At 66.8% G+C, this 425-nt stretch carries 1 protein-coding gene; it reads right to left on the bottom strand.

Features of this window, described 5'->3' with window-relative positions; translation table 11 throughout:
* The coding region (locus LPA54_RS39835) for a twin-arginine translocation signal domain-containing protein (protein ID WP_228985290.1) at window positions 1-201 on the bottom strand (201 nt) is incomplete at its 3' end.
* Window positions 202-425 lie beyond the last annotated feature (224 nt).

Raw genomic sequence — 425 nt, 5'->3', positions numbered from 1 at the left:
CGAGAGCCCGGCTTCGATGGTGTCGGTGTTGCCGCCGGAACCACCGGAGCCGTCACCGGTGCTGCCCGGACCGCCGCAGGCGGACAGGCCCGCGGTGATGGCGGTCGCCGCACCGAGGGCGCCGGTGTATCTCATGAAGGTGCGGCGGTCGAGGCCGGATGCACTGCGCGGGGACAAGGAACCCTCCTGGCGGGGAGTCATGACGAGCGAGGATGCGGAATGGCTGGTTCTCCACGAAGGGACTGGCCTGAAGGTATCGCTTCGTGATGCATCAGACGTCTGATGTCTGATGCTTGATAGCGTGGGAACGTAGTCGGGCAAGGGAGAGGGGTCAAGAGGTGGCGGTGGGACAAAGGGCGATTCAGCGGGCTGTGCCCGAACCGAAGGCGGTACGCCAGCCGTTGCGGCAGGAGGTCGTGGACGGC

The sequence above is a fragment of the Streptomyces sp. DH12 genome, assembly GCF_020873895.1.
Lineage (GTDB): Bacteria > Actinomycetota > Actinomycetes > Streptomycetales > Streptomycetaceae > Streptomyces.
This window is presented reverse-complemented; position numbering and strand designations above follow the sequence as displayed.